Below are 23,787 nucleotides of genomic sequence, written 5' to 3'. Positions count from 1 at the left end.
CTTGTCTGGATTCACCATGTCTGCTGCCACCCCGAAATTCGTCAGCCTGCAAAGCAAACTGCTCGGCGCGCTCGCGCTGGGGTTGGCGGTCATCTTGCTGTGTGCGCTTGGTGGCTTGGGGACGGCGTGGTTGAGCTTGTCGGGCAAGGTGCCGCCAGAAGTGGCGCAGGCCTCCAGCAGCGAAGAGATCACCCGCGATTTCCGCCTGCAGGTGCAGGAGTGGAAGAACGTGCTGATCCGCGGGCGCGATCCGGCGCAGCTGGACAAGCACCTGAGCGCTTTCCGCGAGCAGGGCAGGAAGGTGCAGGCAAGCACCGAGGCGCTGGCCAAGGCCACCCGGGACCCGCAGGCGCGCTCGCTGGCACAGGACTTTGCCAAGGCGCATCTGGGTTTGCAGCGCAACTACGAAGCGGCGCTGGGCAAGTTCGCCGAGGCCGGCTACGACACCCAGGTGGGCGACCGGCTGGTCAAGGGCCAGGACCGCGCGCCCAGCCAGGCGCTGGAAGCGCTGGTGACGCGCAGCAAGACCCTGGCCGATGCCGCGGTGCTGGCGGGTTCGCAATCGGCGCAGCACAAGCTGGTGCTGTCGGCGGTGGCCACGATCGTTGCGGCGCTGTGCCTGGTGGCAGTGCTGGGCTGGTGGATCCGTCGCTCGATCGTGCGCCCGATCGAAAGCGTCGCACGTGCGGCACGCCAGGTGGCAGCCGGCGATCTATCGGCGCGTGCGGCGGTCAGCAATCGCGATGAAATCGGTCTGCTTGGTCAGGCCATGGGCCAGGTGGTCAACACGCTCAGCGATGTCTCCACCGCGCAGGCCGACATGGCGCAGCGCCACGAAGCCGGGCAGATGAGTTACCGCATGGACGCGCAAGCCTTCCCTGGCGCGTACGGCCGCATGGTCGACGACACCAATGGCTTGATCGGCGCGCAGGTCGGTCTGATCGGCGACATGCTGCAGGTGATGCAGCATTACGCGGTGGGCGACATGTCGGTGGACATGCCGCGCCTGCCGGGCGAGAAAGCGCAGATCACCGATGCGATGGACACCACCAAGCGCAACCTGGCGGCGATCAACGGCGAAATCCGTGGCCTGGTCAACGCGGCTGCGGCCGGCGACTTCGCCACGCGCGGCAACGCCGAGGCCTACCAGTTCGAATTCCGCGCCATGGTCAGCGGCGTCAACGGCCTGATGCAGAGCGTGGACCAGAATCTGGCCGAGCTGTCGCAGCTGCTCAAGGCGATCGCCGATGGCGACCTGACCGCGCGCATGCACGGCAACCAGCAAGGCGTGTTCGCGCGCATGCGCGACGATGCCAACGCCACCGTGCAACGTTTGACTGATATCGTCGGCGACATCACCGTGGCCGCGCAGACCATTCGCACCGCGTCGGCAGAGATCGCCGCCGGCAACAACGATCTTGCGCAGCGCACCGAGCAGCAGGCCGCCAATCTGGAAGAAACCGCCGCCTCGATGGAAGAACTCACCTCCACCGTGCGGCAGAATTCGGACACCGCGCAGCAGGCCAGCCGCGGTGCACAGGCCGCCGCCGAGATCGCCGACCGCGGTGGCGAGATGGTGGCCAGCGTGGTCGACACGATGGGCGAGATCGAGGTCTCGTCCAAGAAGATTGCCGAGATCATCAGCGTCATCGACGGCATCGCGTTCCAGACCAATATCCTGGCCTTGAACGCTGCGGTAGAAGCCGCACGTGCCGGTGAACAGGGCCGCGGCTTTGCGGTAGTCGCCTCGGAAGTGCGCGCGCTGGCGCAGCGTTCGGCCGGCGCGGCCAAGGAGGTCAAGCAATTGATCGATGCCTCGGTGGCCAGCGTAGAGCGCGGCAGCGCACGCGTGGATCAGGCCGGGCAGACGATGCAGCAGATCGTGCAATCGGTGCAGCAGGTGACCACGTTGATCGCGGAAATTTCTGCGGCGTCGCGCGAACAGTCGTCCGGCATCGAGCAGGTCGCCCGCACCGTGAATGACATGGACGAAACCACCCAGCGCAATGCCGCGCTGGTGGAAGAAGCTTCTGCGGCAGCACGTGCGATGGAAGAGCAGGCGGTGGAACTGAGCGAGGCGGTGTCGGTGTTCCGCCTGGATGCGCGCCGGCCGCGCCTGGCGGCTGCGGCGTGACACAGGACGTACGAGTAGAGATGCCCGGCACACGCCAAGATGCAGTCAACAGCTAGGTCAACAGCCTAGCTGGTCGAGGGCGCGATGCCCTCACCGCTCGCGGGACACGCCGTAAATCCGTCCCTGGAGGCTCGGTGGCGGCATCCATGCCGCCACACGGTCCCGCAATCGGCGAGGACACCGCACCAGACAGTTGGTCGGCGCTCGTTCGAAAAGCTGTCTGCATTGCGGTGTGCATCAGATATTGAGCCGACGCTTCATGGTCGAACAAGGCGCATCCAGCACTGCTCTTCCATGCAAACCAACCAACTCGACTGGTCCTTGCCCGCCCACCGTCGCGGGACCTTACGCGGCATGGATGCCGCGTAAGAGCCTCCATGGACGGATTCACGGCGTGTCCTGCGATGGTGGGCGGGCAAGGGCCCTGCAGCCAAGTCGCAGCGTCGAGGGCACAGTGCCCTCACCGCTCGCGGGACACGCCGTAAACCCGTCCCTGGGGGCTCGGTGGCGGCATCCATGCCGCCACACGGTCCCGCAATCGGCGAGGGCACCGCGCCAGAGAGTTAGTCGGTCGCCGGGTAAAAAGCTGAGCGTCTCGCAAGTTGCGTGGGCTTGCCGGTGCGGGTCGCAGAACTACACGATAGCTAGCAAATCAGAAGCACGTAATGCAGTGCTTGCAACCCTGCACACCGACCATCTCGACTGGTCCTTGCCCGCCCACCGTCGCGGGACCTTACGCGGCATGGATGCCGCGTAAGAGCCTACACGGACGTACTTGCGGCGTGTCCCGCGATGGTGGGCGGGCAAGGACCCTGCAGCCAAACCGCAGATCAGCCGCTGTGCAACTGATCTATCCGCGCTGTCCAACCAGGTGCGATGACAGCGGGATAAGAGCCAGGAAACAAGGTCGGCTGTTCCGCACTCAGACGTTTTTGAAGGATTTCCGACACTGCGCCTGTACGACATCATGAATGGCCTGCCGGGCGTCGCCCAGCAGGCCACGCCCAAGTTGCACTTGCCACGCGTTGCTCGTGACACACAACAGGTCAGTCACCCAGACATCAACCCGCTTCGCGCATCCGGGCGGTCAGGCCCTTGAGGAAGGCGCGCAGCAACTGGTCCAGGCAGGGGCGGAAATTCTTGTGGCCGGGCTGGCGGAACAGGGCGGAGAGTTCCGGCTTGGACAGCGGGAATCCGGCGCTGGCGAAAATGGCGTGCATGTCCACGTCCTTCAGCTCGAACGCCACCCGCAGTTTCTTCAACACCAGGTTGTTGCCGACCTTGGTTTCCAGCGGGCGCACCGGCTGACTCTCGTCGCGGCCGCGGAAGCGCAGCACCAGGCCATCGAGAAAGCGCGCCATCATCGCGTCGGGGCAGGGTTCGAAGCCGGGCTCGTCTTCCTTCTTCAGCCAGGCCTGCAACTGCGCCTTGTCGAGCGCGAACTCCGGGTCGGCCAGGTGAGTGATTTCCACCACCTTGTCGTCGCTGAGGTCGAGCATGTAACGGATGCTGCGCAGTACATCGTTGTGGATCATGACAATTCCGGGGCCCCGGCCTGTCGCCGGAAAGGCGTCATTCTACGGGGCCGATGCGGAACGCGGCATATGCCCGATCCGACCCATTGCGGACCTGAAGTCGCTCAGCTGCCGCGATAGGTGGAATACCCGTACGGCGAGAGCAGTAACGGCACGTGGTAGTGACCCTCGCCGGTGAGGCCGAAGGCAATCGGCACCTGCTCCAGAAAAGGCGGGTCGCTCAGCGCAGTGCCGGCCGCGTGCCAGTAGGCGGCCACCTCGAATTCCAGCCGATAACGGCCGGATTGCAGCGTAAGCCCGCCGAGCTCGGGGCAGCGTCCATCGACGTTGGTGACACCCTCGAAGCGCAGCGTCTCGCCGGCGAACAGGCGCAAGGCGATGCCGGCGGCGGGGCGGCCCGTGGCCGTATCCAGCACATGGGTGGACAGCGTGCTCATGCCACCGCCTGGGTCGGTTGCGGCCATTGGCCGACGAATTCGGGCTGGTCGTAGGCCAGGTAGCTGTCGACGATGGCCTGGTGGTCGTCCAGGAACAGCTGATCGGCCACCGCACGGGCCAGCCGCGGCAACGCGACCTTGAGCCCGGACAATGCCGCCGCCGAGGGGCCGTGGTTGATCAGCGCCGAATAGTTGAAGGCGAACAGCCCGTGCAGCAGCGCAGCATCCTCGGGCGTGCGTGGGAGCAGTTCGAAGCCCGGCCCCAGGTAGGGGTGCGCATCCAGTACCGCATTGGCCTGGCCCGGTGGCGGCTGGTAGCGGTCGGCCCAGCAGGCGATGCGCCCGGACAGCGCGGCCAGTTCCGGGCGCAGCTGCGGGTCGGTGACCAGGCCGGTGGCCACGGCCAGAAAATCGAAGCGATGTTCGCCCTGCGGCGTGCGCACCACCACCTCACCATCGCGCTCGGCGACCTCCAGCCACGGCGCGCCCAGATGCAGCGCAAAGCCGGCATGCGCGCAGGCGCGTTGAAAGGTGTCGTTGGTCGGCGGCTGGTTGTGCGCGAAGAAGCTGGCCATCATGCGGTACTTGTCCGCATCCGGCAGTGTCAAAAAGCGCGGAATGATGCCGGCCTGCTCCATGTGGCGGAACGGATTGATGCGCGGCAATTCGCTGCGGCGCACGAACACGTCGGCAGTGGCGACGCCTTGATCCAGCGCGAAACAGGCGTTGTCGAATGCAGAGGCGCCGCCGCCCAGGATGCCCACGCGCTTGCCGGCCAGTGCGGCGAAATCGATATGGCCGGAGGTATGCGCATAGCGCTGCGCGGGCAGCGCGCGGCTGATCCACTCCGGCACCATCCATTGCCCGCCGCCCTGGATGCCGGTGGCCAGGATCAGCTTGCGTGTCAGCAGCGGCGCGCCCATCGCCAGATGCAGGCGGTGGATGCCTGGCGCCACGTCCGGTTCCACCCGTGCCAGTTGCGTGGCGTTGCGCACCGGCAGGCGCAGCACGGCGCGGTACCAACGCAGATAATCCATCCAGCTGCCGCGTGGAATCTTGTCCAGCGCGTCCCAGCCGGCGGTGCCGTGCTGGGCCTCCCACCAGGCGCGGAAGGTCAGCGATGGCACGCCCAGGTCGATCGAGGTGATCTGCTTGGGCGTGCGCAAGGTCTGCATGCGTGCGTAGGTCACCCACGGGCCCTCCTGCCCGGCGGCGTTCTCGTCGATGATCAGCACGTTGTGCACGCGCTCGCGTTGCAGCGCGAACGCCGCGCCCAGGCCGCTCTGGCCGGCGCCGATAATCACCACGTCATAGACATGCCCGGCCGGATGCACGCGCGGCTGCGTCCATGCGTCGCCGCCGTGGGCCAGGCGTTGCAGATCGTGGTGGAGCTCGCGTTCGAGTTGGGCCAGGCTCATGGCAGTGCCTCCAGGCGCAGGTGAACGATCTTGCCGATCTCGGCGAGGGCGGTGGAAATTTCTTCGCTGCGCGATGCGTCCAGTCGCCGTTCCAGCGCGGCAAGAATGCCGGCCTTGTCGTGCAGCCGCACGCAGATCACGAATGGAAATCCGAAACGATGGCGATACGCCTGATTGAGCGCATGGAAGCGCTTGAACTCGGCTTCGCTGAGCCGATCCAGCCCGGCCGAGGCCTGTTCGGCGGCCGAGGCGGCGGTGAGTGTGCGGTCAATGGCCGCCTTGCCGGCCAGCTCCGGGTGCGCGCGGATCAAGGCGATCTGATCTACCTGCGATGCCTCCAGCACCACCTGCATCAGCCCGCGATGTACATCGTCGAACGGGCGCCGTTGTGCGGCGCGTTCCACCACCCACGGCGAGTGCTCGAACAACTCGCGGTAGCGCGCCACGAAGGCGGCATTGTCCAGCGCGTTGGCATCGACCACGCTCATGCGTGCGTGCCTTGCAGGGAGACATGCGCGGCCACCACTTTCCAGCCATCGGCAAAGCGCACCCAGCTCTGGCTCTGGCGGCCACGCGCGCTGCTGCCGTCGCGGATGAATTCCGCATGCGTGGTGGCGAAATCGTGGCCAAAGCCGTGCACTTGCACATGCGCGAGCTGGCGCTGCGGCGAACCGCCGCGGCCAATGCGAAACGCGCGGATCGCCTCGATGCCGTACAGCACTTCGCCCACGCCATAGCGCACCGTGCTTGGCGCGGCGTGAAACAGCGCGTCCATCGCGGCGATGTCGTCGCCCATCAAGGCATCCTCGTAGGCATGGAAGGCGGCAGTCACTTGCGCGATCACCTCGGGCAGATCGATATCGGAGGCGTGGATGCTCATGCCGGGTTTGCCTGCAGCCAGTGGCGTGCGATGTCGATGCGGCGCGCCACCCACGCATCGCCGCTGGCCAGCACGTGATCGACAAAGCGCGCCAGTGCGGCCGCGCGCGCCGGTTTGCCGACGATGCGTCCGTGCAGGCCGACTGAGAGCATGCGCCCGCCTTCGCTGCGCAGTTGCTCGAAGCTGTCGCGCAGATAGCGGAAGAACGGCTCGCCATCGGCAAAGCCGTTGTAGGCGACGAACTTCATGTCGTTGGCGTCCAGCGTGTACGGCACGATCAACTGCGCACGGCCATGTCGACGGTCGTAATACGGCACATCGTCTGCGTAGCTGTCGGCGTCGTAGACAAAGCCGCCTTCTTCTGCCACCAGCCGCGCAGTGTTGGGGCTGGTGCGACCCTGATACCAGCCCAGCGGACGGCTGCCGGTGACGCGGGTATGCAAGGCGATGGCCTCGGCGATATGCGCCCGTTCGGTGGCCTCATCCACGTGCTGATAATCGATCCAGCGCAGGCCGTGGCTGGCGATTTCCCAGTCCGCCGCCTGCATCGCGGCCACTGCTTCAGGATTGGAGGCCAATGCCTGCGCCACGCCGAACACGGTCACCGGCACGTTGCGCGCGGTGAACAGCCGATGCAGCCGCCAGAAGCCGGCGCGGCTGCCGTATTCGTACAGGCTTTCCATCGCCATGGCGCGCGCGCCGGGTTGCGCTTGCGTGCCGACCATTTCCGACAGGAACGCTTCCGAGCCGGCATCGCCGTTGAGCACGCAGTTTTCCGCGCCCTCTTCGTAGTTGATGACGAACTGCACCGCGATGCGTGCGCCACCGGGCCACTGCGCCGCAGGCGGGGTGGCGCCATAGCCGATCAGGTTGCGCGCTGCGCTCATGCATGCGGCTCCGCATGCCAGGCCGCCAGTGCGGCTTCCACCGCCAGCCCTGGCGTGCACGCGTAACCTTCGGCGCGCAGCACGGCTTCCAGCGCGGCCAAGGTAATCAAAACCTTGTGCTTCATCGCGTTGTAGCCCATCGCGCCGATGCGCCAGATCCTGCCCTGCAACGGCCCGAACGCGGTGCCGATCTCGATCTCGAAATCCTCGCGCATGCGCCGCCGCACCGCATCGCTGTCGATACCTGGCGGAATCACCACGCCGGTGACATTGCTCATGCGGTACGCATCGTCACCGAACACCTCCAGCCCCAATGCGCGGATGCCGGCGCTCACCGCACGCCCGGCCGCAGCATGGCGGGCGAAGCGTGCATCCAATCCTTCCTGCAGGGCCACACGCGCGCATTCGCGTGCGCCGTAGAGCATGGTGGTGGCTTCGGTGTGGTGGTTGAGGCGTTTGTCGGACCAGTAATCCATGATCATGGCCAGGTCGAAATAATTCGAAGCGATGCGCGGCCCACTGCCGTTGGCGATGTCGGCGCGCACGATGCCGCGTTCGACATGGCGGCGTGCGAAGATTGCTTTGGCCGCACGTTCGGACACGGTGATCGGTGCCGAGCCGGATGGCCCGCCCAGGCATTTCTGCAGGCCGCCGGTCACCACGTCCACGTCCCAGCGGGCGCTGGCGATCTCCATCCCGCCGATGGTGGCGGTGGCATCCACGTAACTCAGCGCACCGGCCGCCCGGCACAACGCACCGAGGCCATCGAGCGGCTGCGCCATGGTGGTGGAAGTGTCGCCGTGCACGGTGGCGACCAGCTTGGGTGCCACGCGCTCGATCGCTTCGGCAATCGCGCTCAGCGGCACCACTTCGCCCCAGGGCGCATCCACCGTGTGCACCTCGGCGCCGAGCCGGCCCAGGATTTCGGTGAGCAGCAAGCCGAAGCGCCCGAAGTTGATGACCAGCACGCGGTCGCCCGGGGTGACCAGCGAGACCAAGGCAGCTTCGATACCGGCGCGCGCAGTGCCATCGACCAGAAACGTCCAGCGATTCTCGGTGCCGAACAGCGGCCGGTACAGCGCCATCACCTCGTTCATGTAGGTGGTCATTTCCGGGTCGAACTGGCCGAGCAGATCGGCCGCCATCGCGCGCAGCACGCGCGGATGCGCATTGACCGGGCCCGGACCCATCAACAGCCGCTGCGGGGGATCGAGTTCGCCGAAGTTGTGCAGGTGACGCAGATCAGGTGACAAGGGGATCTCCCAGGTGTTCGATGAAGTGGCGCATGACCGCCAGGGCAACCTCGGCATCGGCCGGTGCGACGTGTTCGTCCGGATGATGGCTGATGCCGCCGGCGCAGCGCACGAACAGCATCGCGGTAGGGCACAGCGCGGCCATCACCATCGCATCGTGGCCGGCACCGGAGACCAGTTGGCGCGGCGCGATGCCTTGCTCGGCGACTGCGTATTGCAGGCGCGCGATCAACGCTGGTGCGCAGGGGCTGGCGGCGAGGGTCTGCAACGGGTCGATGGCGATGCCGATGCCGCGTTCCTTGCTGATCTCTGCGAGTGCGTGTTCGATCTGTAGCACGGCCGCATCGCGGCTGGCATCGTCGCCTGCGCGCACGTCCAGCGTGCAGTCCACCCGGCCCGGCACCACGTTGGTGGCGCCGGGCGCGACCTGCAGTTTGCCGACGGTGGCGACCAGATCGTCGCTGCCGGCGCGGGCGATGCGCTCGATCGCCAGGAGTGCGTCGGCCGCTGCGCTCAACGCGTCGAGGCGCAAGCCCATCGTGGTGGTGCCGGCATGGCCGGCGCGGCCGTCGAAGCGCAGGGCGAAGCGTCGTTGCGCGGCGATGGCGGTGACGATGCCGACCGGCAGGCCTTCGGCTTCCAGCACCGGGCCTTGTTCGATATGGGTTTCCAGATAGGCCAGCACGCTGCCCGGGGCGCGTGCGGCGTGGCCGATCGCTGCGATATCCAGGCCCCAGTTGGTCAGTGCCGCGGCCACCTCGACGCCGTCGGCATCCACCACGGCCAGTGTGGCCGGATCGAGTGTGCCTGCCACTGCGCGGCTGCAGAACATCGATGCCGGGAAACGCGAACCTTCTTCGTCGCCGAAGGCGATGACTTCGATCGCAAAAGGTAGGCGCCGACCCTGTGCATGCAGCGCGGCCACGCATTCGATGCCGAGCAGGATGCCGAGCGGGCCGTCGTAGCGGCCGGCATCGCGCACGCTGTCCAGATGGCTGCCGATCAGCAGTGCCGGTGCATCTGCATGTGCGCCGTCGTAGCGGCCGATCAGATTGGCCGCCGCGTCCAGTCGCACCTGCATGCCGGCCTGGCGCATCCATTCGCTCACCTGCGCGCTGGCCGCGCGATGCGCCGGGCTGAGCCAGGCGCGGAACAGGCCGCCGGGAGTGTCGCTGTACGGTGCGACGCCCAGTGCATCGCAGCGCGCCACCGCGCGTGCGCCGGAGCAATGGTCGGTTGCTGCGGTGATCGGAGCGCTCAACATGCGGCGCGGTGCAAGCGTGTTGCCCCAGAGGTGCTGCGTGGCCTGGGATGCGACAGGTGCTGATGCATAAAGCCTCCGCAGGCGGTGGGGAAGTGGGCGAGGCGACGTTGAGCGATTTATTGCTCTGCGCAGCCGTGGCGATCGGGCGTGCGCGGCGGGCGGCAGCCGTCGAATCGACTATACGAACCGCCCCCGTCACCCCAAAGCGGTTTTTTTAGGGTCACGCGTTGCAAAAAATGCGACGGGCGGTGGCGGCCGCGTTTTGTTTCTTCCATCGGGAGAAGGTGCCCGAAGGGGCGGATGAGGGTACGGCAGCGTCGAGAATGCTGGGCGGCCGTACCCTCACCCCAACCCCTCTCCCGCAGGAGAGGGGCTTTGGTATCACCTCTCCTGACGGAAGAAGGTGCCGAAGGGGGGATGAGGGTGCGCCGCAGAGAGCTGTCAGTCCTTGCAATGACAAACGCGTCGCCACGCGCCTTCAGACGTGACGCATCGCTTGCTTCGCTACGTACCGTCACCCCAATCCCAATCCCCAATCCGCGCCCGGCCCGGCCCTCGCTTGCGGCGCGGGCGCACCAACGCACGCGCGCCATTGCTGCGCAAGCCGCGTGCATTGGTGCCCCGAAGGAAAAGAGGCAGAAGCGCCGCCGCCTCGCATCCGAACGGCTGCTACAGTCGCCTACATTCCATGAATCGGATTCACTAATGGCCCGCGACGGCTTCAAGGACCTGCTGGCGCTGATCGCCATCGTTCGCGAGGGCAGCTTCACGCGTGCTGCAGCCAAGTTGGGTGTCTCACAATCGGCGCTGAGTCACACCATTCGTGGGCTGGAAGCCAGCCTCGGGCTGCGCTTACTGACCCGCACCACGCGCAGCGTGGCGCCGACCGAAGCCGGCGAGCGCCTGATCCAGACGGTGGCGCCGCGCTTTGCAGAAATCGAAGAGGCGCTGTCTGCGCTCAGCGAAATGCGCGACACGCCGGCAGGCACTGTGCGCATCACCGCCACCGACTACGCCGCGCGCGCGATCCTGTGGCCCAAGTTGTCCAGGCTGCTGCGTCAATACCCGGACATCAAGGTCGAGATCGTGGTCGACAACGGTCTGACCGACATCGTGGCCGACCGTTACGACCTGGGCGTGCGCCTGGGCGATCAGGTGGAAAAAGACATGATCGCCGCGCGCATCGCGCCGGACATGCGCATGGCGATCGTCGCGGCACCGTCCTATCTTGCGCGTCGGCCCATCCCCAGGACGCCACAGGATCTCACCGCGCACAGCTGCATCAATCTGCGCATGAAAACCGCCGGCGGCATCTACGCCTGGGAACTGGAAAAAGACGGCCGCGAAGTCATCGTGCGCGTGGATGGCCAGCTGACCTTCAACGGCACCTACGAAGCATTGGACGCGGCGGTGGATGGCTTCGGCATTGCGTTCGTGCAGGAAGATCTGGCGCGCCCGCATATCAAGGCAGGGCGCCTGCGCTGGGTGATGAAGGATTGGTCGCCGACCTGGCCGGGCTTGCACGCGTTCTATCCCAGTCGCCGGCATTCGTCGCCGGCGTTCAACCTGGTGGTCGATGCGTTGCGCTACAAAGGCTGATGGATGCGCGGCTTGGATAGGCGTTCGACGCAAACGTGCCGTTGATGAGCGGGCTTCATAAGCCCGTGCGGATCAGCCATCTTTATCGCCACCCGCTGCCTGCGTAAGCTGCAGCACATCCAGACACGCGCACGCCCGAGCCGCAGCATCCGTTGCTGCATTGCGCCCGTCGTGCGTCGCTGCAGTGGCATGTCGATGCGTCGCATCGCTGTCTTCAGCGCATCCCTCTCGAACGCCAGGTTCGCTCTCGAGCGGCGCGACATCGCGCGCTTGCGGCGTGGCGTTCTTACCGCATCCACTCTTCGCGCAAGGCCCCCACATGCCAGCCAGTTCGCTCGCCACAGACACACCATCCCGCGCCGCACCCGCAGCAACACGTCAGACCTGGAGCGCAGTGGGCTCGATGTCGCTGTGCGTTGCGTTGTTGATCGCCTCCGAATTCATGCCGGTGAGCCTGCTCACGCCGATCGCTGCGGATCTGCACGCAAGCGCTGGCATGGCCGGGCAGGCGATTTCGATCTCCGGCCTGTTCGCCGTGGTCGCCAGCTTGCTGATCGCACCGCTGTCGTGGCGCTTCAACCGGCGCCATGTGCTGCTCACGCTGACCACGGTGATGTTGGTGTCGCTGTTGTTGATCGCCAACGCGCACAGCTTCGGCATGTTGATGGTCGCGCGTGCGCTGCTCGGCATCACCATCGGGGGTTTCTGGGCGCTGTCCACCGCCACGGTGATGCGCATCGTACCCGAGCATGCGGTGCCCAAGGCCTTGGGCATCATATTTATCGGTAACGCGGTCGCTGCCGCATTTGCCGCGCCGTTGGGCAGCTATCTGGGCGCCAGCATCGGCTGGCGTGGGGTGTTCTGGGGCATGCTGCCGCTGGTTGCGCTCACCATCGTCTGGCAGTGGCGCAGCCTGCCGTCGATGCCAGCGCAAGGCGCCACCTCGCTGAGCGGTATCGTCACCTTGTTGAAGCGTCGTTATGTTGCGCGCGCCATGCTGGCGGTGATGCTCGGGTTTTCCGGTGCGTTCTCTGCGTTCACCTATTTCCGCCCGTTTCTGGAAACCATTGCGCAGGTCGACGTCTCGCAACTGTCGTTGTTGCTGCTTGGCCTGGGTCTGGCCGGGTTCGTCGGGACCTATGCCGCTACCGCGCTGGTGCCCAAGCGCTTGTTCACCCTGCTCACGGTACTGCCGGTCGCGCTGGGCGTGGCGACCATGTGCATGCTGCTCGCCGGCCATATGGTGTGGGCTGTGGCAATTGCGATGATCGCCTGGGGCACGCTCAATGCGGCGATGCCGGTGGCGTGGTCCACCTGGCTGAGCCGCTGCATCAAGGATGCGCCGGAAAGCGGTGGTGGCCTGATGGTGGCCGCGATCCAGCTTTCCATCATGCTGGGTGGTGCTGCAGGCGGCGTGCTGCTGGATCATGTGTCGATCGGCGCCACCTTCGTCGGTGCCAGCGTGTTGCTGCTGGCAGCGTCACTGGTTGCAGGGCGTGGCGATCGTTTGCAGCCGTGAGTGCTGGCGATTGCACGATGCAGCGCGCAGCGCAGCGGGTCAGCGCACGCCTCGCAACGACGCCAGGCTCGGCAGCGGGGTTTCCTGAAACGCATCGCGCACGAAGTCCACAAACGCGCGCGTCTTGCCCGGCAACAATGTTTGCCCGCCGTAATACAGCGCTATCGGCCCCAGGTCGCAGTGCCAGTCCGGCAGCAGCCACTGCAGCGCGCCAGTATTCAGATGTGGGAGCGCATGCGGCACTGCGACCAGGCCCACGCCCATGCCGGCAACCGTTGCGCGGCACTGCGCATCCGGGTCGTTGACGAACATTGCCGGGGGTTGCTCGACCGCGCATTCGTCTCCCTGCGCGTTGCGCAGGATGCGCGTGCGCACGCGGCTGATGTGGGTGGAGCGCATCAGCACGCCCGGCAACTGTGCGAGCTCGCTTGGATGGCGTGGCAATTGCCTGTCGCGCAGAAATGCCGGCGATGCCACCGCGATCAATTCGATACGACACAGTTCGCGCGCCACCACGCTGGGCGGCGGCGTGTAACCACCGCCGATCGCAACATCGAATCCGCCGGCAATGAAATCCAGTGGCCGGGTCTCGAACACCCAGTCCGGGATGACCGCCGGATAGCGCCGCAGGAACGCGGGCATCAGCGGCAGCAGATAATCCATGCCGAAACTGGGTGGCGCGGTCAGCTTGAGAATGCCGGCCGGTTGGCCGGCGTTGTCCCTGGCCTGCACGATGGCGTCCTGCAGGTTGCCCAGGCTGCCCTGCACCGACTCCAGAAACCGCTCGCCCACCGCGCTCAAGGCCAGCCCGCGCGTGGTGCGCTGGAACAGGCGCGCGCCCAGGTTGCGTTCGAGCTGGGCGACGTTGCGGCTGACCGCCGCAGGGGTGAGCTGTAACTTGCGTGCCGCCGCCGAGAAGCTGCCCTCTTCGGCACTGCGCACGAACGCTTCCAGATTGGCCAGGGTTTCCATCGTCGGCTTCAAGTGATGCTTGAAGTTGATTCTAGCCCGTCCCCGCTAACCGGGTCGGTGGCCGACGCCTAGAGTGCAGGTCCTCCAACCACACAGGCTTCTGACCATGAAGATCTCCATCATCGGCGCCGGCGCCATCGGCTCGGCCATCGCACGCAAGCTGGCCAAGGCCGGCATCGACGCCGCCATCGCCAACCAGCGCGGGCCGGCATCGCTGCAGGCATTGGTTGCAGAGCTGGGCCCGCACATCACTGCGGTCACCGCTGCCGAAGCCGCACAGGCCGACCTGGTGTTCGTGGCGGTCAACTGGGGCGGTGTGCAGGAGTTGCTGTCCAGCGTGGGGCCGTGGAACAACCGCATCCTGATCGACGCCAACAACGCGGTGCAGGTGCCCTCCTATCAGCCGGTGGACCTGGGCGGCCTGGCCTCCAGCGAAGCGGTGGCGCAGTGGGCGCCGGGCGCACGGGTGGTGAAGGCCTTCAATCACCTGATCGCGGCGGTACTGGATTCGGATCCGAACGTGGACGGCGGCAAGCGCGTGCTGTTCCTGTCCGGCGAGGATGCCGACGCCAAGCAGACCGTCAGCGACCTCGCCACCACGCTGGGCTTTGCGCCGATCGACCTCGGTGGCGTGCAGCAGGGTCGGCTGACCCAGTTCCCCGGCGGCCCGCTGGCCATCATCAATCTGGCCAGGCTCGATTGATGGGCCCATCCGGTGGATGACCCTGCCTGGCGAGTGCGCTGGGTGAGGTCAGTGCGGGCAGCTGGGCATGTGGTGTCCTTGCAGTGCCGATAGGCTCATTGCGCGGCGCCGATGCGCCGTCGCAGTTGCCGGGCATCCGGGCAGCGCGGGATGTACGCAGGTATCGAACGTCGTCGGCACACACGATCAATGCTGTGCGCTGTTTTCGATGGACCGGTGCCCGTTCAAGTCGCCGGTTCAGGCGCTGCCAGTGAAATCCAGGTCTTGCCGCAGTGCGTCCACGCAATAGTCGACGAACGTACGCACCTTGGCAGAGCCCCGACGGCCTTCCATGTAGACGACGTGCACCGGTTCCGGCGTGATCTCGAAATCCTCGAGGATGCAGGCGAGCCTGCCGCTCTGAAGATGTTCGCGGATCTGGTAGAACGGCACCTGCGTCAGTCCCCAGCCCTGTACGGCGGCGACGATGGCGGCATTGAACGAGGTCACATGGAGGCGGGATGCCACCTCGACCAGATGCTCGCGTCCACCGACGCGGAACGGCCATTTGTGTGAGCGTTCGGCCGATGAGGTCGAGATGGTGGCGTGCTGCGGCAGATCGTCCGGCCGCTGCGCAGTGCCGTGTGCTGCCAGATAGCCGGGCGAGGCGCAGACCATGCGACGCACGCTGCCGACCGGGATCGCGGTCAGCGATGAGTCCGGCAGTGCGCCAATGCGCACGGCGACATCGATGCCTTCATCCAGCAGCGGCACCACACGGTCGACCAGGATGGCGCGCGCGGTCATCGAGGGATATTCGCTGAGAAAGCGCGTCACTACCGGCGTGACATGCAGCGCGCCGAACATCTGCGGCGCCGTCACCGTCAGCAAGCCGCTGGGAAGTGCATGCAGCCCGGCCGCTCTGTTTTCGATGTCGTCCAAATCGGCAAGCAGGCGTCGGCAGTCGATGGCGTACTGCTGCCCGGCTTCGGTAAGCCGCATATTGCGTGTGGTGCGCACGACCAGCAGCACGCCCAGGCGGCTTTCCAGTTGCGCGATGATGCGGGTGACCGTTGCGGTGGAAATGCCAAGACGCCGCGCAACGCCGGCAAAGCTTGCCTGCTCCGCCAGCGCGGCAAACAGGGTCATTTCCTGGATGCGGTCCACGTGCGTCCCAAGGTCGGAGGTGGCGGCAGGGTAGCAGCCTGCCGATGGGCGCTGCGCGACCCTCGCAATGACTGGCGATCGCACGCACTGCGCACCTGCGCGCAGCATTGCAGCAACGGCAATGGTGAATTGACACCCTTGGCGGTTCTCGACAGCTGCCTGTGCACCTAGCATGGCCGCCACCTCATCGATCTGTGATCTCCATGGCGCATACCGATGCGCTCATCGCAGCCACTAACGACAACGCCACAACAGGGATCAGCCGCCGCACCCTGCTGCTGGCATCGTGCGTAGGCACCGCGTACGCACTTGGCGCCGGCGCGCTCGGCGCTGCCGAACTTTCCAACACGACGACACTCAGAGGGAACACCATGCCGAACGACGAAGCCTTCCGCGTCAGCTTCCACAGCCAACAGGTCGGCGATGTCGAGGTGTTTTACCGCGAGGCCGGGAGCAAGGATGCGCCGGTGCTGTTGCTGCTGCACGGGTTCCCCAGTGCCAGCCATATGTTCCGCGATCTGATGCCGCTGCTGGCAGATCGATACCGCCTGATCGCGCCGGATTTACCCGGTTTCGGCACTACCAAGGCACCGCCGCGCGGGCAGTTCGATTACACGTTCGAGAACCTTTACAAAGTGATCGAAGGCTTCACCGAGGCGTTGGGACTCGCCAGCTACAGCATGTATGTGTTCGATTACGGTGCGCCGGTCGGTTTTCGATTGGCTGCAGCAAACCCGCACAAGGTGAGCGCCATCATTAGCCAGAACGGCAATGCCTATCTGGAAGGTTTCAGCGACCAATGGGGGCCTTGGCAGACGTATTGGCGTGAGCCAACCGCAGCCAATCGCCAGGCTTGCCGCGGGTCGCTGTCGCCGCAAACCATCCGCGACTGGCAATACGGCACCGGCGCCGATCCGAGCAGGCTGTCGCCCGATGGCTACACGCTGGACATCGCGTACATGGCGCGTGCGGGTGCCGAAGAGATCCAGCTCGATCTGATCCTGGACTACCGCAGCAATGTGGCCGCCTATCCGGGATTCCACGCGTATTTCCGCAAGCATCAGCCACCGTTGCTGGCGGTGTGGGGCAGGCACGATCTAGCCTTCATTCCGCCGGGCGCGCAAGCGTATCGCAAGGATCTGCCGAAGGCCGAAGTGCATCTGCTGGATGCTGGCCACTTCGCGCTGGAAACGCATGCGCCGGAGATTGCGCAATACATCGGCGACTTCCTGTCGCGCACGCTCAGGGCATCGGCGTAACTGCGTCGTTTGCACGCGTCCTGCGGACGCAGCGACAGGGCTGCGTTCGCGCGCATATGAGCCGTTGTGTCGGCGTGCTAGGTTGCTGTGATTCATTCCCCGGAGAAATACCGAGATGCTCACCGCGTACCGATGGAGCGGGTTACTGGTGCTTGCCAGCCTTTTGCCGGTGTCTGCGGTTGCCGGCACGCCCGATGGCGGTTACCGGCAGCCACCGGAGCCATTGTTGAGCGTGTTGCGCGCGCCGCTCAATCCATCGCCGCGGCTGGACCCCACCGGCAAGACCTTGTTGCTGGTGCAGCGCACCCAGTACCCGCCGATCGCGCGCGTGGCCGAGCCGTATCTGAAGCTGGCCGGCGTGCGTGTGGAGCCGCGCACGCATAGCCGCCACGACATGTCCAACGGTTACGGCATTCGTTCCTGCCTGCAGGGCTTCAGCCTGGTGGATGTCGCCAGCGGCAAGCAGACCGCCGTGAGCCTGCCGGCCGGTGCCTGTCCGGCAGCGCCGGTGTGGTCGCCGGACGGGCGCCGCTTCGCCTTCAACAACACTGCGGCCGACCGCGTCGAGCTGTGGGTGGGCGAGGTGGCCACCGGCAACTTGCGCAGGATCGACGGTGTGCAACTCAACCCGGTGCTGGGCGGCGAGATCCAGTGGCTGGGCGGCAGCGACACCCTGCTGCTGAAGACGGTGCCGCAAGACCTGGGCGTCGCCCCGCGCAAGGCTGCGGTGCCGCCGGGCCCGGAGGTCAAGGAAACCATCCAGGGCAAGGGCGAAAGCAGCACCTATGAAGCGCGCGATACGCTCGCCAGCCCCGAAGACGAGGCCTTGTTTACCTATTACGCCACCTCCCAGCTGCTCACGGTAGATGTGGCCAACGGCAGCCAGCGCAAGCTCGGTACGTCTGCGGTCTACAGCAACGTGGATGGCGCGCCCGATGGCCGCCACGTGCTGGTGGAACGGCTGAAGCAGCCGTATTCCTACGTCACCACCTATGCGCGGTTTGCCCATGATGTGGCGGTGCTGGATCTGGCCAATGGCAGCGAGCGCGTGCTGGCCGATCTGCCGGTTGCCGACCGGGTGCCGGTGCAAGGTGTGTCGATCGGCCCGCGTGCGTATTCCTGGCGCGCCAACCAACCAGCCACGCTGGTCTGGGCCGAGGCGCTGGATGGCGGCGACTGGAAAACCAATGTGCCCGCCCGCGACAAGTTGATGACGCTGGCTGCACCGTTCACCGCCAAACCGCGTGAAGTCACCCGCGTGCAGCAGCGTTATTCGGGCCTGTCGTGGTTTGCCGAAGGCGGGCAAGCGCTGCTGGACGAATACGACGAAAACCGCCATTGGCGGCGTACCACCTTGCTGGATGCCGACCGCCCCGGCACTACCGGACGGGTGTTGTTCGACCTGTCCACCGACGATTTGTACGCCGATCCCGGTCTGCCGGAGACGCGCGTGCTGGCCAACGGCCAGGCCGTGCTGCGCGAAGAGCGGGGGGCGTTGTTCCTGAGCGGGCAGGGCGCCTCGCCGGCGGGCGACCGGCCGTTTCTGGATCGCTATACGCTGGCCAGTGGCAAGACCCAGCGGCTGTTCCGCAGCGATGCCAGTGTGGACGAGCTGTTCTTCGGTTTTGCCGGCGACGATGTGTCGCGCCTGTTGACCTGGCACCAGTCGCTGACCGACCCGCCCAACGTGTATCTGCGCACGCTGGGCCAGCCGCTGCCGACGGCGGCCACGGGCGAGGCGGTCCTTGCCTCGACCGCCACGCCGGTCACCCACTTTCCGGATCCGACTCCGCTGGTGCGGCAGATCAAGAAGCGGCTGGTGACCTACAAGCGCAAGGACGGCGTGGAGCTGTCGTTCACCCTGTACACGCCGCCCGGCTATAAGGAAGGCACGCGCGTGCCGGCGATCCTGTATGCCTACCCGCTCGACTATGCCGACCCTTCCAAGGCAGGCCAGGTCAGCGGCGCCAGCGAGCGCGACTTCACCCGCCTCAGCTACTACCAGGTGCTGTTGTTGGCCGGTTACGCGATCATCGACGATGCCGCCTTCCCCATTGTGGGAGACCCCAAGACCGCGTACGACACCTACCTGCAGCAGCTGGTGGACGACGCCACCGCTGCGGTGGACAAGGCAGTGGAGCTGGGCGTGGTCGATCGCCAGCGCATCGGCGTCACCGGGCATAGCCACGGCGCGCTGATGACCGCCAACCTGTTGGCACAGACCGACCTGTTCCGCGCCGGTGCGGCTACCAGCGGCAGCTACAACAAGACGCTGACGCCGTTCGGTTTCCAGAACGAGCGCCGTTCGTTCTGGGCCGCGCCGGAAGTCTACGCACAGGCGTCTGCGTTCTTCCACGCCGACAAGATCAACGAGCCGTTGTTGATCGTGCACGGCATGGACGACGCCAACCCCGGGACCGAAACCACCCAGGCACCGCGGTTGTTCCAGGCGATTCGCGGCAACGGCGGCACCGCGCGGCTGGTGTTGCTGCCGTTCGAACCGCATTGGTACACCGCACGCGAATCCACCGAAGACGTGGTCGCCGAGATGCTGGAGTGGTTCGACCGCTACGTGAAAAACGCGCCGCCGCGCGACGCGGCTAGCAAGCCAAAGCAGGCGGCTGGAAAGCCAAAGCAGTAAGTGGCGTGCCAATGCAGCGTGTTATTCGCAGCTGGCATTGGCATCCGCGCGGGGCTGGAGCGCTCTTTGCAGGCAGATGCTGCCTGACAAAGGGCGCTCCGGCCCCGTTTGGTGGGTGGCTGCATTGGCGGCCACAGCGCTGTGCACGCATCACGCAAACATGCCACGCACCACATCGGCATTGCTTTGCCCGTTGGGGTTGCCGACCGTGCTGTCGGAGGCAAGGTTCCAGCAACTCAGGTGCGCCAGTGCGTTGACCAGCGTGTAGGACAGATGCAGCTGGGTGACCGTGCCATAGAGCGGAAAATCGTCCACGCTTTGCAGATCCAGCTCAATCTGTGTTTCATCCGGCAATTGCTTCCACCATGCACGCACCAGATCGTTGTACACCCATAGCACCTCGACCGACTGCTGCGCAGGCACATTGAACCAGTCATTCGCCAGCACGCTCAGGGTCTGCCGGACCAGTAGCGAACCACCGGATTTCTTGGCCGCCAACAGCCCCTGTTTCAGTGCATCGAATGCGGCGGTGTCGAACACCTGGTTGTGCCGGAACATGCCGTTGGCGTCCTCGCACAATTGCTCATTGGCGTATGCCGGATAGCTGCGCGTTTTCTCGCAGAACGGCTGCAGCCCGAAAAGCGGCGGCAGGTCGTCGGCAACAACGGTTTCGCCCGATTCCGGGTCGATGTTCACCCCTTGATCGGAATTGACGAACACCAGCAGACGCGCAATGCCACGTGCCAGCAGCGGCATGATGCCCAGGTTCTCCAGGTTGCCGCCGTCGGCGAAGCGGTAACTTAGCGTCGGTTGGCTCTCACGACCATCGACCGGCCAGTACGGATAACGCGGCACCAGGCCATTGATCTCGGGAAACTTCTCTTCGAAATCTTGCGCCGGCGCCATGCTGCTGCAACCGGCGATATCGTTGAGGCTGAAGGCACGCAGCGGCACGCGGGTGGTGACTTCGTCGGCACCGTTGTCGGCGATGTAATCGCTGCCCATCGCGAACGACTCGATCAGGCCTCCACCCATCGCACCGAGTTGCTCAGGCTGGTTGAAAACGCCACGCACGCCAAGCAACCAGTTGGCTTCGAACGGCACCAGATCCGAGGTCACGCTGTCGTTGATGAAGACAGACGTATTGAAGATCGGCAACGGCCGCCCGTCGCGGATGGTGTAGAAGTTGTCGCTGCTCAACTGCGGATTGCGCAGCAGCGGGCCTTCCGCCAGATACTGCGTGGTGCCGGTGAAATAACGCGGATCGACGCCTGTGGCATCCGGATTCCACAAACCGAAATCCTTCAATACCAGCTTGCCGATCACCGCTTGCCACATATCCGCCGGCGCGTAACGTTTGCTCAGCCGGTACTCGGCCAGTTCGGCGACGATCGGCAACGTGCCGAGTCGGTACGGCACCTGGCCGAGATTGTTGCTGCCCATCTTCCCCAACTCGTCCAAGGTGAGTTGCGATGGATCCAGCACCACCGGCCCCAGGAAATCGTCATCGCTGATCGACGTCGGCAGATAGGTGAACAACACATTGGCCCATGTCCCGCCGGACACCGAAGAGATCGCGGCCACCTTGTCCAGAAGCCCCAGGGAACGCAGCCCGCGCAGTTGACCCAGCGCACACGACAGCGCACGACTGCCGCCGCCTGAGAGGCAGATACCGACCGCAGTCGACGAGGCTTCGCTTGGGGCTGCGCCCAGTGGATCGATTGCCACATTGAATGTCGCCATGGTGTTCTCCCTGTGTGGCACGCAACCGTTTCGAAGGCGCAGTCAGAAGCCTAGCGCTTGCGGATCCAATCGCCACGCGACGTTGCGCACAGATCGGGTCGCGCAGCCGTGGGCGCTCTTGGCGATATCTCCAACAGTCCAATGTGAGATGACGGGCACCTCACACCAAAGCGGAGCTTGCCGGGCTTAATCCGCCGACAGCGATCCCAGGGTAAAGCCGGAGACGGCATTCACCTTGCCGCGCCAGAGCACACCACGGTTGCTGGGCAGGGGCTGGCCGCCGGGCGAGAAGCAACGCGACTCGATCAGGTGAAGGAATTGCGGAGGCGTGCTGCTCTGCTGAGCGTCCTCTTCCGTGTCGTAGATGCTGGCATGGCTGGCAAATGCGCGACGGATATCTTCTTTTTCTTCGGCGCTGCCAGGATAGGCCGCAGAAAATTCCTGCGCGAATGCCTCGAAGTACTGCTTGCCGCTGACCAGCTGGCCAGAAACGATGATGCCTTCGACAAACAGCGTAATGCCGAACTGCACGTTCGAACTATTGACGGTGGCGACCAGCTTCTGCAGATACCAATCCAGGCTCTGGCCGTCGAACGCCAGCTTGACGTCTTCCAGGTTCGGTTGATTGTCGTCTTGATCTGTCATGTGGCTCTCCTTGGTGAAAGGTCTAACGCGTATGTGAAATAAGCGCAGCGACGTGCCTACGCATCGCCCCGCATGCCCAAGAAAGCAAGTGCGTCCTGCCCAGTGATCGGCGTGGTTGAGTCCGCCATGGTCGCCTTGGAGGGCATGCGCAGAGTCTATGACAAGTTCACCTTGTCGGGCTGCCTTGGCTGAGGCTTGATCCTGTGCGCTAGCGCGTGCTGCTGGGCAAGTTCATTCTCTTGCGTGTGTGCTCGATTGGCTGGAAGCACAGTTTTTCGTCGCAAAAGTAGGTGCAGTTGTTGTTGCGTTGCTAGTTCGAGCTTGAAGAAGCTTCCACGATAAGTGAGCTTATTTGATACGAGTAGTCTCTGTATGTCGTTCTCAATCCTCGATCATCTGCTTCGAACTTTTCACGCCGCTCTACGAAATTTCTCAATGAACTGCTGCCTGTCATGGAAGACGATGACAGATGATGCATCGGCTAACGCTGCTTTGGCCTGTTCCACACTTTGGTCCCGCATTCCCTCCAGAACGGTGACTCTGCGTAGATGACTGATAGGGTTGTTTTTGAGGTCGATGAACTTTCCGACTGCCTGATAGACTCCGCCCCAGTCGATCTTGCCGTCTTTTGCCGCGACCGACTGGATGACGGTCGGTTGCTCACCGTAGCCTTCAAGCATGAAAGGAAAGCGCAGCGCATGACCGCTTGCTCCTGTAACGGTGGCATGTCGCACCACTCCGTGAGGAAATGCTTCTTGCAACGCATCAGCCACCTGATGCTCGAAGCGTGAGGTCCCTTTGGGTCGGAAGCCCAGGCTCAGATATGCAATACGGTCGGCAGCTTCCAGAAAACGCACCAAATAGAAGGATGCATCGGCCATCGCGCAGGTAACATGCAACTCACCGTCTTCCGATAACGCAAGCCCCAGGCTCTCGGCTACAGCCTGTATCTGTTTGCTTCTTGAGGGCGAAGCGCTGACACCATGCAATGAGGCACGATAGAGCACATTTGCGTCGTCGGTGATACGGACCTGATTGCCGGGCGCATCTATGAGATAGGCACCAATCATGGTGCCGTCTTCTGGCATGACCAGCGGCGAGTTGATGTAGCCGCTGACATCGGATAACCGCGTGTAGCTTCCGCCGATGGATGCAGCGATGGTCTGGTAACTCATAGCGGGAGCTCGGCTTGTCCGATGGGCAGTAAGAAGGGCGGTGCATCAACGATGTTGGCCCTGCGGGTGAATAGTGTCCAGAGATGATCCGAGCTGCCCGGCAATGCAGGTTCAGCATACCCGTCTAATGCCTCAGGAACGCAGAAGTTCCAATGTGGGTGGTCGATCACATGGCGGTAGTAAGGCAGACCTTTTCCGACCACGTTGGTGTGAAGAGATGGCCCGTTTTCATCAAGACCAAGCGCCCGCACGCCGTCGATGATCAGCGACATGTTCAAGCTATCTCGATTCCCGGGCACATGGGTCTGCTTGTAGCGTACTTCGACGAAGAGACCTTCTAGCGCCTCGCCGTCGACCTCTAGAGTCACTTTGAAGAAAAACGGTTTTGGAAATCTGCGCTGATTTGCCTGATTCCACAGCGCCCGCATGTCGGCGCCGGAGGTCCATCTCTTTGGCATCGCAATGAGCTCTTGAATCATTGCGTAGCGACCTGGATCGGCTGCCATCATTCCCTCTCTGATTGGCTATCAGCGGCTAGGCCAGCATGCGTTGATTCATGGTGCTGTTCAAGCATGAA

20 protein-coding genes are annotated in these 23,787 nt (G+C 64.7%); 6 read left to right on the top strand and 14 right to left on the bottom strand.

What is annotated here, in order from left to right; all coding sequences use genetic code 11:
• Positions 1-16 precede the first annotated feature (16 nt).
• A complete protein-coding gene (locus NYR97_RS06580; RefSeq protein WP_316697177.1) occupies positions 17-2,134 on the top strand; it encodes a methyl-accepting chemotaxis protein in 2,118 nt (705 codons plus the stop codon).
• 1,061 nt (positions 2,135-3,195) lie between these two features.
• Here NYR97_RS06580 and NYR97_RS06575 read toward each other — a convergent pair.
• The 8 genes from NYR97_RS06575 to NYR97_RS06540 form a co-directional block, all read right to left on the bottom strand.
• The gene (locus NYR97_RS06575) at positions 3,196-3,669 is read right to left on the bottom strand and encodes a YehS family protein (RefSeq protein ID WP_023902212.1); all 474 of its coding nucleotides are present in this window, start codon (positions 3,667-3,669) and stop codon (positions 3,196-3,198) included.
• A 104-nt stretch (positions 3,670-3,773) separates the two neighbouring features.
• The gene (gene uraH / locus NYR97_RS06570) at positions 3,774-4,133 is read right to left on the bottom strand and encodes a hydroxyisourate hydrolase (RefSeq protein WP_316697175.1); all 360 of its coding nucleotides are present in this window, start codon (positions 4,131-4,133) and stop codon (positions 3,774-3,776) included.
• Positions 4,103-5,524, bottom strand: a complete 1,422-nt coding sequence (gene hpyO / locus NYR97_RS06565; RefSeq protein ID WP_316697174.1) for an FAD-dependent urate hydroxylase HpyO — start codon at positions 5,522-5,524, stop codon at positions 4,103-4,105. Before hpyO ends, uraH begins: the two co-directional genes overlap by 31 nt.
• A complete protein-coding gene (gene uraD, locus NYR97_RS06560; RefSeq protein ID WP_104592528.1) occupies positions 5,521-6,012 on the bottom strand; it encodes a 2-oxo-4-hydroxy-4-carboxy-5-ureidoimidazoline decarboxylase in 492 nt (163 codons plus the stop codon). Before uraD ends, hpyO begins: the two co-directional genes overlap by 4 nt.
• Positions 6,009-6,404: an oxalurate catabolism protein HpxZ gene (gene hpxZ / locus NYR97_RS06555; protein ID WP_316697173.1), complete on the bottom strand. Its 396-nt coding sequence runs from the start codon at positions 6,402-6,404 to the stop codon at positions 6,009-6,011. Before hpxZ ends, uraD begins: the two co-directional genes overlap by 4 nt.
• Positions 6,401-7,291, bottom strand: a complete 891-nt coding sequence (puuE, locus tag NYR97_RS06550) for an allantoinase PuuE (protein WP_316697172.1) — start codon at positions 7,289-7,291, stop codon at positions 6,401-6,403. Before puuE ends, hpxZ begins: the two co-directional genes overlap by 4 nt.
• Positions 7,288-8,544, bottom strand: a complete 1,257-nt coding sequence (locus NYR97_RS06545; RefSeq protein WP_316697171.1) for a pyridoxal-phosphate-dependent aminotransferase family protein — start codon at positions 8,542-8,544, stop codon at positions 7,288-7,290. Before NYR97_RS06545 ends, puuE begins: the two co-directional genes overlap by 4 nt.
• Complete coding sequence (locus NYR97_RS06540) at positions 8,534-9,808, bottom strand: allantoate amidohydrolase (RefSeq protein ID WP_316697170.1); 1,275 nt, start codon at positions 9,806-9,808, stop codon at positions 8,534-8,536. Before NYR97_RS06540 ends, NYR97_RS06545 begins: the two co-directional genes overlap by 11 nt.
• A 705-nt stretch (positions 9,809-10,513) precedes the next feature.
• Here NYR97_RS06540 and NYR97_RS06535 point away from each other — a divergent pair.
• Entirely contained in the window at positions 10,514-11,407 is an 894-nt protein-coding gene (locus tag NYR97_RS06535; RefSeq protein WP_316697169.1) for a LysR family transcriptional regulator, read from the top strand.
• 319 nt (positions 11,408-11,726) lie between these two features.
• The gene (locus tag NYR97_RS06530) at positions 11,727-12,926 is read left to right on the top strand and encodes an MFS transporter (protein WP_316697168.1); all 1,200 of its coding nucleotides are present in this window, start codon (positions 11,727-11,729) and stop codon (positions 12,924-12,926) included.
• 39 nt (positions 12,927-12,965) lie between these two features.
• On the opposite strand, the gene NYR97_RS06525 is transcribed toward NYR97_RS06530, so the two are convergent.
• Positions 12,966-13,898, bottom strand: a complete 933-nt coding sequence (locus NYR97_RS06525; protein ID WP_316697167.1) for a LysR family transcriptional regulator — start codon at positions 13,896-13,898, stop codon at positions 12,966-12,968.
• A 106-nt stretch (positions 13,899-14,004) separates the two neighbouring features.
• On the opposite strand from NYR97_RS06525, the gene NYR97_RS06520 reads away from it, so the two are divergent.
• Positions 14,005-14,601 (top strand): NADPH-dependent F420 reductase, encoded by a 597-nt coding sequence (locus NYR97_RS06520; RefSeq protein ID WP_316697166.1) that lies wholly within the window; start codon positions 14,005-14,007, stop codon positions 14,599-14,601.
• Between the two features lie 237 nt (positions 14,602-14,838).
• Here NYR97_RS06520 and NYR97_RS06515 read toward each other — a convergent pair whose 3' ends face one another.
• Complete coding sequence (locus NYR97_RS06515) at positions 14,839-15,729, bottom strand: LysR family transcriptional regulator (RefSeq protein ID WP_316697165.1); 891 nt, start codon at positions 15,727-15,729, stop codon at positions 14,839-14,841.
• A gap of 389 nt (positions 15,730-16,118) precedes the next feature.
• Here NYR97_RS06515 and NYR97_RS06510 point away from each other — a divergent pair, with 389 nt between their 5' ends.
• Both NYR97_RS06510 and NYR97_RS06505 read left to right on the top strand, forming a co-directional pair.
• A complete protein-coding gene (locus NYR97_RS06510) occupies positions 16,119-17,006 on the top strand; it encodes an alpha/beta fold hydrolase (protein WP_425613044.1) in 888 nt (295 codons plus the stop codon).
• Between the two features lie 115 nt (positions 17,007-17,121).
• Entirely contained in the window at positions 17,122-19,647 is a 2,526-nt protein-coding gene (locus NYR97_RS06505) for a S9 family peptidase (protein WP_316697163.1), read from the top strand.
• Positions 19,648-19,797: 150 nt separating this feature from the next.
• Here NYR97_RS06505 and NYR97_RS06500 read toward each other — a convergent pair whose 3' ends face one another.
• The 4 genes from NYR97_RS06500 to NYR97_RS06485 all read right to left on the bottom strand — a co-directional run bounded on the left by NYR97_RS06500 (position 19,798) and on the right by NYR97_RS06485 (position 23,719).
• Positions 19,798-21,390 (bottom strand): hypothetical protein, encoded by a 1,593-nt coding sequence (locus NYR97_RS06500; protein ID WP_316697162.1) that lies wholly within the window; start codon positions 21,388-21,390, stop codon positions 19,798-19,800.
• Positions 21,391-21,576: 186 nt separating this feature from the next.
• On the bottom strand, positions 21,577-22,035 hold the full coding sequence (gene gvpU / locus NYR97_RS06495; protein WP_074058586.1) for a gas vesicle accessory protein GvpU: 459 nt from the start codon (positions 22,033-22,035) through the stop codon (positions 21,577-21,579).
• 410 nt (positions 22,036-22,445) lie between these two features.
• Positions 22,446-23,210 carry a DUF1828 domain-containing protein gene (locus NYR97_RS06490; protein WP_316697161.1) on the bottom strand — a complete coding sequence of 255 codons (765 nt, stop codon included), beginning with the start codon at positions 23,208-23,210 and terminating at the stop codon, positions 22,446-22,448.
• A complete protein-coding gene (locus NYR97_RS06485) occupies positions 23,207-23,719 on the bottom strand; it encodes a hypothetical protein (protein WP_316697160.1) in 513 nt (170 codons plus the stop codon). The genes NYR97_RS06490 and NYR97_RS06485 overlap by 4 nt, the downstream gene beginning before the upstream one ends.
• Positions 23,720-23,787 lie beyond the last annotated feature (68 nt).

This window comes from Xanthomonas hydrangeae (assembly GCF_032697525.1).
Taxonomy (GTDB): domain Bacteria; phylum Pseudomonadota; class Gammaproteobacteria; order Xanthomonadales; family Xanthomonadaceae; genus Xanthomonas; species Xanthomonas hydrangeae.
The sequence above is the reverse complement of the archived record's forward strand: the minus strand, read 5'-3'. Positions and strand labels throughout refer to the sequence as shown.

What these genes read in the sequence shown, in the direction of transcription:
- NYR97_RS06580 (WP_316697177.1), top strand. Translation starts at nt 17, where the DNA reads ATGTCTGCTGCCACCCCGAAATTCGTCAGCCTGCAAAGCAAACTGCTC.
- NYR97_RS06575 (WP_023902212.1), bottom strand. Translation starts at nt 3,669, where the DNA reads ATGATCCACAACGATGTACTGCGCAGCATCCGTTACATGCTCGACCTC.
- uraH (WP_316697175.1), bottom strand. Translation starts at nt 4,133, where the DNA reads ATGGCCGCAACCGACCCAGGCGGTGGCATGAGCACGCTGTCCACCCAT.
- hpyO (WP_316697174.1), bottom strand. Translation starts at nt 5,524, where the DNA reads ATGAGCCTGGCCCAACTCGAACGCGAGCTCCACCACGATCTGCAACGC.
- uraD (WP_104592528.1), bottom strand. Translation starts at nt 6,012, where the DNA reads ATGAGCGTGGTCGATGCCAACGCGCTGGACAATGCCGCCTTCGTGGCG.
- hpxZ (WP_316697173.1), bottom strand. Translation starts at nt 6,404, where the DNA reads ATGAGCATCCACGCCTCCGATATCGATCTGCCCGAGGTGATCGCGCAA.
- puuE (WP_316697172.1), bottom strand. Translation starts at nt 7,291, where the DNA reads ATGAGCGCAGCGCGCAACCTGATCGGCTATGGCGCCACCCCGCCTGCG.
- NYR97_RS06540 (WP_316697170.1), bottom strand. Translation starts at nt 9,808, where the DNA reads ATGTTGAGCGCTCCGATCACCGCAGCAACCGACCATTGCTCCGGCGCA.
- NYR97_RS06535 (WP_316697169.1), top strand. Translation starts at nt 10,514, where the DNA reads ATGGCCCGCGACGGCTTCAAGGACCTGCTGGCGCTGATCGCCATCGTT.
- NYR97_RS06530 (WP_316697168.1), top strand. Translation starts at nt 11,727, where the DNA reads ATGCCAGCCAGTTCGCTCGCCACAGACACACCATCCCGCGCCGCACCC.
- NYR97_RS06525 (WP_316697167.1), bottom strand. Translation starts at nt 13,898, where the DNA reads ATGGAAACCCTGGCCAATCTGGAAGCGTTCGTGCGCAGTGCCGAAGAG.
- NYR97_RS06520 (WP_316697166.1), top strand. Translation starts at nt 14,005, where the DNA reads ATGAAGATCTCCATCATCGGCGCCGGCGCCATCGGCTCGGCCATCGCA.
- NYR97_RS06515 (WP_316697165.1), bottom strand. Translation starts at nt 15,729, where the DNA reads ATGACCCTGTTTGCCGCGCTGGCGGAGCAGGCAAGCTTTGCCGGCGTT.
- NYR97_RS06510 (WP_425613044.1), top strand. Translation starts at nt 16,119, where the DNA reads ATGCCGAACGACGAAGCCTTCCGCGTCAGCTTCCACAGCCAACAGGTC.
- NYR97_RS06505 (WP_316697163.1), top strand. Translation starts at nt 17,122, where the DNA reads ATGCTCACCGCGTACCGATGGAGCGGGTTACTGGTGCTTGCCAGCCTT.
- NYR97_RS06500 (WP_316697162.1), bottom strand. Translation starts at nt 21,390, where the DNA reads ATGGCGACATTCAATGTGGCAATCGATCCACTGGGCGCAGCCCCAAGC.
- gvpU (WP_074058586.1), bottom strand. Translation starts at nt 22,035, where the DNA reads ATGACAGATCAAGACGACAATCAACCGAACCTGGAAGACGTCAAGCTG.
- NYR97_RS06490 (WP_316697161.1), bottom strand. Translation starts at nt 23,210, where the DNA reads ATGAGTTACCAGACCATCGCTGCATCCATCGGCGGAAGCTACACGCGG.
- NYR97_RS06485 (WP_316697160.1), bottom strand. Translation starts at nt 23,719, where the DNA reads ATGATGGCAGCCGATCCAGGTCGCTACGCAATGATTCAAGAGCTCATT.